The sequence below is a fragment of the Longimicrobium sp. genome (assembly GCF_036280135.1).
In the GTDB taxonomy this organism is placed as follows: domain Bacteria; phylum Gemmatimonadota; class Gemmatimonadetes; order Longimicrobiales; family Longimicrobiaceae; genus Longimicrobium.
Genome location: NZ_DASURI010000710.1, coordinates 1 through 7,872 on the forward strand (window position 1 = coordinate 1; position 7,872 = coordinate 7,872).

At 73.6% G+C, this 7,872-nt stretch carries 6 protein-coding genes and 2 pseudogenes; all 8 read left to right on the forward strand.

Going from position 1 to position 7,872, the window contains the following annotated elements; all coding sequences use genetic code 11:
* Positions 1-511, forward strand: a pseudogene (locus VFZ20_RS22755) (hypothetical protein); the annotation flags it as partial.
* 1 nt (position 512) lies between these two features.
* Positions 513-1,151 carry a DUF4129 domain-containing protein gene (locus tag VFZ20_RS22760; RefSeq protein ID WP_329686251.1) on the forward strand — a complete coding sequence of 213 codons (639 nt, stop codon included), beginning with the start codon at positions 513-515 and terminating at the stop codon, positions 1,149-1,151.
* Entirely contained in the window at positions 1,144-2,316 is a 1,173-nt protein-coding gene (locus tag VFZ20_RS22765; RefSeq protein WP_329686252.1) for a DUF4350 domain-containing protein, read from the forward strand. The genes VFZ20_RS22760 and VFZ20_RS22765 overlap by 8 nt, the downstream gene beginning before the upstream one ends.
* A 2-nt stretch (positions 2,317-2,318) precedes the next feature.
* Positions 2,319-3,281, forward strand: coding sequence for a MoxR family ATPase (locus VFZ20_RS22770; protein WP_329686257.1), 963 nt, complete (start codon positions 2,319-2,321; stop codon positions 3,279-3,281).
* Positions 3,278-4,573: a DUF58 domain-containing protein gene (locus tag VFZ20_RS22775; protein ID WP_329686253.1), complete on the forward strand. Its 1,296-nt coding sequence runs from the start codon at positions 3,278-3,280 to the stop codon at positions 4,571-4,573. The genes VFZ20_RS22770 and VFZ20_RS22775 overlap by 4 nt, the downstream gene beginning before the upstream one ends.
* A gap of 135 nt (positions 4,574-4,708) precedes the next feature.
* On the forward strand, positions 4,709-5,584 hold the full coding sequence (locus VFZ20_RS22780; protein ID WP_329686254.1) for a GGDEF domain-containing protein: 876 nt from the start codon (positions 4,709-4,711) through the stop codon (positions 5,582-5,584).
* A 237-nt stretch (positions 5,585-5,821) separates the two neighbouring features.
* A complete protein-coding gene (locus tag VFZ20_RS22785; RefSeq protein ID WP_329686255.1) occupies positions 5,822-6,742 on the forward strand; it encodes a serine hydrolase in 921 nt (306 codons plus the stop codon).
* Positions 6,743-7,375: 633 nt separating this feature from the next.
* Positions 7,376-7,872, forward strand: a pseudogene (locus tag VFZ20_RS22790) (hypothetical protein); the annotation flags it as partial.

The following is a 7,872-nucleotide window of genomic DNA, read 5'->3' on the forward strand; positions in this document are numbered from 1 at the left end:
GCCGGCGCTGCTGGCCGGCGGCGCGACCAACGCCGTCATCGCCCTCCCGCTCCTTGCCGGCCTGGGGATGCTGGCCGCCGTGGCGGGGAGCGGCTGGGCGGCGGGCTACTGGCTCACCTCCGTGCTCATGTGGCTCACCCCCGCCGCGCTCGCCGCGCCCTGGTTCGGCGTGCCGTCGGCCGTGGCGCTGGAGGGCGCGGGCGGACACGGGGCGCGGCTGCGCTCCTGGCGCCTGACCCGCGCGGCGCCGTGGACCGTGGGCACGGTGTGGTGCGTGACGGTGCTGCTGCAGTGGATGCCCTGGGTGGCCACGGCCGCCCTGCTGGTCGCCACGGAGGCGGGGCTGGCCAGCGGGACGCAGGTGGTGGCGTGGCTGGCCCTGTGCCAGGCGGCCAACGCCGTGACGGTGCCCCTGACGGCCGCCGCCCGCACCCTGCTGTTCAACGACCTGCGCGTGCGCGCCGAGGCGCTGGACGTGCGCATCGCCACCGAGCGGCTGGCCCTGGCCTGAGATGCAGACCCGCCTTTCCACCGACGCCGAGGTACGCGCCGCCCTGGAGCGCGTGTACGCCCGCCCGGAGCTGGCCCCGCGCCAGCCGGGGCTCATGGACGGCTTCAACGAGTTCATGCGGCGCCTCTTTGGCCGCATCGGCGACTGGTTCGACAGCTTTGGCAACCTGCGCAGCGAGAACCCCGTCGTCTACTGGCTGGTGATGGGCGCGCTCATCCTGCTGGGCTTGGCCATCGTGGCGTACTTCGTCCGCAACACGCTGCTGCGGCTGGAGGACCGGGGCGCCGCGCCCCGCGCCACCAGGGGGAAGTCCGGCGCCATCGACGCCCGCGCCCGCACGGCCGGCGAGTGGGAGGAAGAAGCCCGCCGCGCCGCCGCCGCCGGCCGCTTTCGCGACGCGGCCGTGGCCCTGTACCAGGCCCTGCTGCTGCGGCTGGAGGCGGCTGGCGTGCTGCGCTACGATCCGTCCAAGACGCCGGGCGACTACCGGCGCGAGTCGCGCAAGGACCCCCGCGCGGCGGGCGCCCTGACGACGTTCCTGCGCGGGTTCGAGCCCGTCGTATTCGGCGGGCGGGCCCTGGACGCCGCCGGGTACGACCGCCTGCGGGGCGCCGCGGGAGAGGCGGGGGCCCATGGGTAGCCGCCGCGACACCTGGCTGGTCGTCGTCCTCCTCGTGGTCATCATCGCCCTGGCGGCGCTGGCCGGCGCCACGGCGGACCCGGACGATTCCGCCGATCCCCGCGCCAGCACCTACGTGCGCTCGCCGGACGGCGCCGCGGCCCTGTACTGGACCCTGCAGGAGCTGGACGTGCCCGTCCGGCGCCGCCGCGCGCCCTTCCTGGACGAGGACTCGCTCCGCGGCGTGGTCGTCATCCTGGCGCCCATGAGCCAGCCCTCCGCCGAGGAGGCCAACGCCGTGGCGGAGCACGTGCGCGGCGGCGGCACCCTGCTGTACGTGCCCAGCGCATACGGCACCCGCACGCCCCTGGGAGACACGCTGGGGCTGGAAGCGGCCTGGATCGGCTCCGTGTTCGCGGACAGCACGCGCGCCGCGCAGCCCCGGCCCCACCGCTGGACGGAGGGCCTGGCGCGGGTGGAGGGGTTCCGGCGCGCCTTCGGCGACACCGCCGCCCTCCTGCGCCGACCCGGCACGGAGACGCTGCTGACGGTGGAAGGCAAGCCCGCCGCCATCACCTGGCCCCTGGGCAAGGGGCGGGTCATCGCCCTGGCCGACGCGGAGCCCCTGCGCAACGGCGCCCTGCGGCGCAGCGGCGCGGCCACCCTGCTCGTCCGCGCCCTGCAGGACGCGGCGCACGGCGACACGGTGTGGTTCGACGAGTACCACCACGGCTTCGACCAGGGCGGTGACGGGCTGGTGGGCGGCATGCTGCGCCACGCCGCGCGCACGCTGCCCGCGGGGCTGTGGGTGCAGTGGCTGGCGGCCACGGCGCTGCTGCTGTGGCTGCTGGGCCGCCGCTTTGGCGCGCCCCTGCCCCCGCCCGCCCTGCGCCGCCGCTCGCCCCTGGAGCACGTGGAGGCGCTGGCGGGCGCGTACCGGCAGGCGGGCGCGACGCGCACGGCGCGCCGGCTGCTGCTGGCCGGGCTGGCGCGGCGCCTGGGCCGCCGGGCCCCCGCGGACGAGGCCGCCGCGGCGGAGATGCTGGGACGGATGGCGCGGCAAAGCCCCGTGGGGCGCGAGGCCGCGGCGCGGCTGGAGAAGGACTTCAAGCGCGGGGGCGACGCCGAGCTGGTGTCGCTGGCCCGCGGCGTGGACCGCTACCTGGACGAGGTCAGGCGACCGTGAGCATGCTCGTGGATGAGAACGTGGCGGGAGACAGGGCCCAGCGGGTGCTGGACGAGCTGTCCACCGTGATCCTGGGTCAGGAAGACATGCTGCGCCAGATGATGGTGGCGCTGCTGGCCGGCGGCCATGCCCTGCTGGAGGGCGTGCCGGGGACGGCCAAGACGCTGTCCATCCGCTCGCTGGCCATGGCCCTGGAGCTCCGCTTTGGCCGGGTGCAGTTCACCCCCGACCTCATGCCCACGGACCTGATCGGCGTGAACGTGCTGGACGAGCTCAAGCGCGAGTTCAGCTTTCACTCCGGCCCCGTCTTTACGGACCTGCTGCTGGCGGACGAGATCAACCGCGCCCCCGCCAAGACGCAGGCCGCCCTGCTGGAGGCCATGCAGGAGCGCCAGGTGACGGTGGACGGGCAAACGCGCCCCCTCCCCGCCGGCTTTACCGTCTTTGCCTCGCAGAACCCCGTGGAGTACGAGGGCACGTACCCGCTCCCCGAGGCGCAGCTCGACCGTTTCCTGCTCAAGATCGTCGTGGGCTATCCCGGCGCCGAGGCGGAGCGCGCCATCCTGGACCGCTACGTGGACGGCTTCAGCGCCGACCGGGCAGACACGTACGGCATCAAGTCCGTGCTGGGCGCCGGCGAGCTCGTTCGCCTGCGGCAGGCCGTCTCCACCGTGCACGTGGAGCCCAGCGTGCGCGACTACATCACCCGCACTGTCCGCTCCACCCGCGAGGAGCCGTCGCTGGCCCTGGGCGCGTCGCCCCGCGCGGGCGTGGCCCTGTTCCTGGGCGCCCGCGCCGAGGCCTTCCTGAGCGGCCGCGACTTCGTCACCCCGGACGACGTCAAGACGCTGGCCCTGCCCGTCCTGCGCCACCGCGTGGTGCTCACCCCCGAGGCCGAGGTGGAGGGGCAGACGGTGGACGAGCGGCTGGCGGGCCTGCTGGGCACCGTCCCCGCCCCCCGGTGAGCCTGCTTCCCTCGGGCCGCTGGCTGGCGCTGCTGGCCGCGGCCGCCCCGCTCTTCTGGCTCAGCACGCCCGTGGCCCTGGGCGTGGACCTCGTCCTGCTCGTCCTCCTGCTGCTGGACTGGCGCGCCACCCCCGGCCCGGACCGGCTTACAGTGGCCCGCAAGGCGCCGGCGCGCATCTCCCTGGGCGCCACGGCCGAGGTGGAGATCCGCCTGGACAACCGCACGGGCCGCCGCGTGCGCGTCCGCGTGACGGATGACCTGCCGCCCGTGCTGGAGCGCCAGGGCCCGGACGTGGTGGACGTGTGGCTCCCCGCCCTGCGCGAGGAGCGAGTCACCTACGGGGCAAAGACGCTGCGCCGCGGCGACGGCGTCCTTGGCGACGTGCACCTGCGCATCGCGGGGCCGCTGGGGCTGGCGTGGACGCAGCGGCGCATCGCCCGGGCAGACGCCGTCCGCGTGATCCCGGGGATGCTGGAGGTGGCCCGCTACCGGCTGCTGGGGATGCGCAACCGCCTGCGCGAGGCGGGGTTCCGCAGCGTGCGCCAGCGCGGCGAGGGCGGCAGCTTCGAGAGCCTGCGCGAGTACGTGCGCGGGGACGATCCCCGCACCCTGGACTGGAAGGCCAGCGCGCGCCGCGGCGGCCTCATCGTCCGGCAGTACGAGATGGAGCGCCGGCAGAACATCGTCCTGGCCATTGACGCCGGCCGGCTGATGACGCAGAAGGTGGGCGAGCGCGAGCGGCTGGACTACGCCCTCACGGCGGCCCTGCTGCTGGCGGACGTGGCCGGTGTGCACGACGACGCGGTCGGTCTCCTCGTCTTCAGCGACAAGGTGGACGTCTTTCTGCCCCCCGCCCGCAAGTCGCTCACGCGGCTGTCCGAGGCGCTGGGGCAGGTCCATGCGAAGATGGTGGAGCCCAACTACCCCGCCGCCTTTACCTACCTGGGCCAGCAGGTGCGGCGGCGCTCGCTGCTCGTCCTCTTCACGGACGTCATCGATCCGCTGGCCAGCGCGGCGCTCGTTTCGCAGCTCAGCCGCGCGGCGGAGCGCCACCTGCCGCTGGCCGTGGCCATCCGCAACCCGGACCTGGAGGCGGCCGCCGCCCTGGAGCCCGTGGACGACGATGCCGTCTACCGCCGCGCCGCCGCCGAGGAGCTGCTGCAGTCCCGCGCGGCCGCCCTGGGCGCCATGCAGCGCGCCGGCGTGCTCATCGCCGACACGCGCCCCGGCGACGCCGTGCCGTCCGTGGTAAACAAGTACCTTGACGTGAAGCGGCGGGGGATGCTTTGAACGGCAGTGCGAAAGTGCGAAAGTGCGAAAGTGCGAAAGTGCGAAAGTGCGTGGGTAGGTGATGGGTGGAGGCGAAGTTCCGTGTCCTCCGCGTGAGATGAATCCGTTCTTTCCCTTGCAGTACGGCGGTAGACCATGACCTCCCCGCTCGACCCGCGCGCTCCCCATCCCCACCGGGCCACCGCCGTCATCGGCGCCGTGCTGCTGACGGGGGCCATCGGCCTGCTGGACTGGTGGTCCGGGTGGGAGGTGAGCGTGCTGGCGCTGTACCTGCTGCCCGCCGGCATCGCCGGGTGGTACGCGGGGCGGCGCGCGGGCATCGCCACCAGCCTGCTGGGCGCGGGCATCTGGCTGGTGGCGGACCTGTGGGCCGGGCACCCGTACTCCCACCCCGGTATCCCGTACTGGAACACGGTGCCGCGCGTGGCCATCTTTGCCGCGTTCGGTGTGCTGGCGGCGGAGCTGCGCAAGGCCCGCGAGCGCGCCGCCCGCGGCGCCGACGACGACGCCCTGCCCCCCGCCGGCTCGTTCTACCGCATGCTGGAGCAGGAGCACGCGCGCCTGCTGCGCTACGGCCGCCCCGTCACGCTGGCCTACGTGGACGCCGGCGCCGTTCGCGGCGAGCCCGCGGCGGCCACGGAGGCCTTTGCCAACACCGTGCTCGACACGCTGCGTGGCACCCTGCGCGCCACGGACGTCGTCGCCCGCCCCCGCGGCAAGGAGTTCGCCCTGCTGCTGGCCGACACGGGCCCGGACGCCGCCGCCGTGGCGCTGGAGCGGCTGCGCGGGCACCTGCGCGAGGCCGCCGCGCAGCAGGGCGGATCGGCGTCGCTGGCCGTGGGCGCCGTGAGCTGCGCCTCGCCCGCCGCGGACATCAACCACGTCATCCAGCGCGCCTACCAGCTGATGTACCAGGCCGCCCGCACCCCCGGCGAGGTGACCATCGTCCTGGAATCCGTCGCCGAGCTCGCGACCAACGCGCCGGCCCCCGCCACTCCCGATCCGCGCTAACGCGGTTTCTCGCCCGCGCCGTCATTCTACGTCCGTCGGCACGCTTGCAATCAACCTTCCCCACGGGTTTTGGGGGAGGTGGGCGAGCTCCGCGAGCCCGGAGGGGGCGCCCGCTCGGACCCTGCCACGCGTTGAAGACCAGCCCTACCTGCCGCACTACCCTTCCCAACAGGCGCCCCACGGCCGATCTTCGGGCGGATTATCATCATCCTCCGCCCCTCGCGCCCCCGTTCGACGATGCGGATCGCCCGGCTCCTCCCCCTCCTGCTGATCGCCGCCGCCCCGCTGTCCGCCCAGCGCGCCGCACCGCCCGCGGCGTGGACGGACACGGCCCTCGCCGCCACGCTGGACAGCCTCGTCCGCGGCTTTCACGGCGACGTGGGCATCTACGTCCGCCACCTGCCCACGGGCGCCGGCGCGGAGATCCACGCGGACTCCGTCTTTCCAACGGCCAGCTTGGTCAAGGTCCCGCTCCTCCTCACCCTCTTCGACCAGGTGGAGCGCGGGCAGCTGGACCTGCAGGCGCTCGTGGCCTATCCCGACACGCTCACATACCGCTACACGGAGCCCACGGACGTCGTGGGATACATGGCACCCGGCGACACGGTGCCCCTGCGCGAGCTGGCGTTCCTGATGCTGTCCGTGAGCGACAACCACGCGAGCCTGTGGATCCAGGCGCTGCTGGGTGGCGGATCCGTCGTGAACGAGTGGCTGGGCGCGCACGGCTTCGCGCAGACGCGCGTCAACTCGCGCACGCCGGGGCGGGAGGACGCGCGGTCCGTCTACGGCTGGGGGCAGACGACGCCGCGCGAGATGGCCGGCGCGCTGGTGATGATCCGCGAGGGCCGCGCCGTGGGCCCTCGCGCGTCCGAGGCCATGTACCGCCTGCTGACGCGCAGCTACTGGGACGACTTTGGCCTGTCGCAGCTGCCGCCGTCTGTGCAGGCCGCGTCCAAGCAGGGCTTCGTGGACCGCGCGCGCTCCGAGGTGCTGCTGGTGAACGCGCCCGGCGGCGACTACGTGCTCGCGGTGATGACGAAGAACCAGGCCGACACGAGCTACGAGGCCGACAACGAGGGGCACCGGCTGATCCGGGCCGTGTCGCGCGCCGTCTACGCGCACTTCAACCCCGCCGACCCCTGGCGCCCGCAGCCGTAAGGGCGATGGCTCCGCCAGTGCCGGATCGTCGTCCACCCCGCGCTGGCGTCATCCCGAGGAGCGCCCCCGCGCAACCTGAACGGGCGCAACATCATGGGCGCGACCGAAGGATCTTGTGTCCTGGCCTCGGCCGCGCTCCCGCGCACGCACGGGTCCCGAGCACGGGCGGCCTTTTACCGATCGCGATCAGGTGGATGATGCGCCCGGGCGGACATCCGCTCCCGGCGCCGTCACGGTGCCTCTTCGCAAAAACGCGGATGCCGTCCCCTCGCCGAAAGCAGCCCCTCTACCAAGGGACGCCGTGATCCTGCTGGTTCCGTCCGGTCCGCGACCGGCCGTTGCGTGGCAGAATCCAAGCGCTTCCAACCTCCCCCAGCCGTTTGGGGGAAGGTGGGCGAGCTCCACGAGCCCGGAGGGGGCGCTCGCGCGAAGCCTGCCACACTTCCAGTACTCCGCCGAAGGAAGGTCTTCCTTCAGGATTGCGCGCGGAGGAAGATTCCACGCACGCGGATGACACGAATCGATGCCGGGCGGCTTGACGCGGTGCGTCGGGCCGCCCGACTTTCATTGAGCCCCGCCCGTCCACCTCCGCATCTCGTCCGCCCTCCCACCCCGCCCGCTGGAGACGCCCTGATGCCTGCCGCCACAGTCGCCTGCCCCTCGTGCGGCACCACGCTGCGCACCGTGGACATGAGCCTGGACACCATGGCGGCCCGCTGCCCCGGCTGCCAGTCGCTCGTGGACCTGCGCGGCGTGGTGCCCAACCCGGCTCACGCGCCCCACGCGACGAGCGTCCTGGACCCGGTCAGCGACGCCGGCGCGCTGCCCGTGCCGCTGCCGGCGGGCGTCCACGTAGAGGACCGCGGGCGCGACCTGGTGATCGTGCGGCGGTGGTTCTCGTGGGTCTACATCTTCCTGGTGTTCTTTTGCTTCGTGTGGGACGGCATGCTGATCTTCTGGTACTCCCTGGCGTTCATGGGGGACGCGCCGCTCGTCTTCAAGCTGTTCCCCATGCTGCACGTGGCGGCGGGCGCGTTCATCACCTACTTCACCCTCGCGGGGCTGGTGAACCGCACCACGTTCACCATCGAGCGCGACCGCCTGTCCGTGCGCCACGGGCCCCTGCCCTG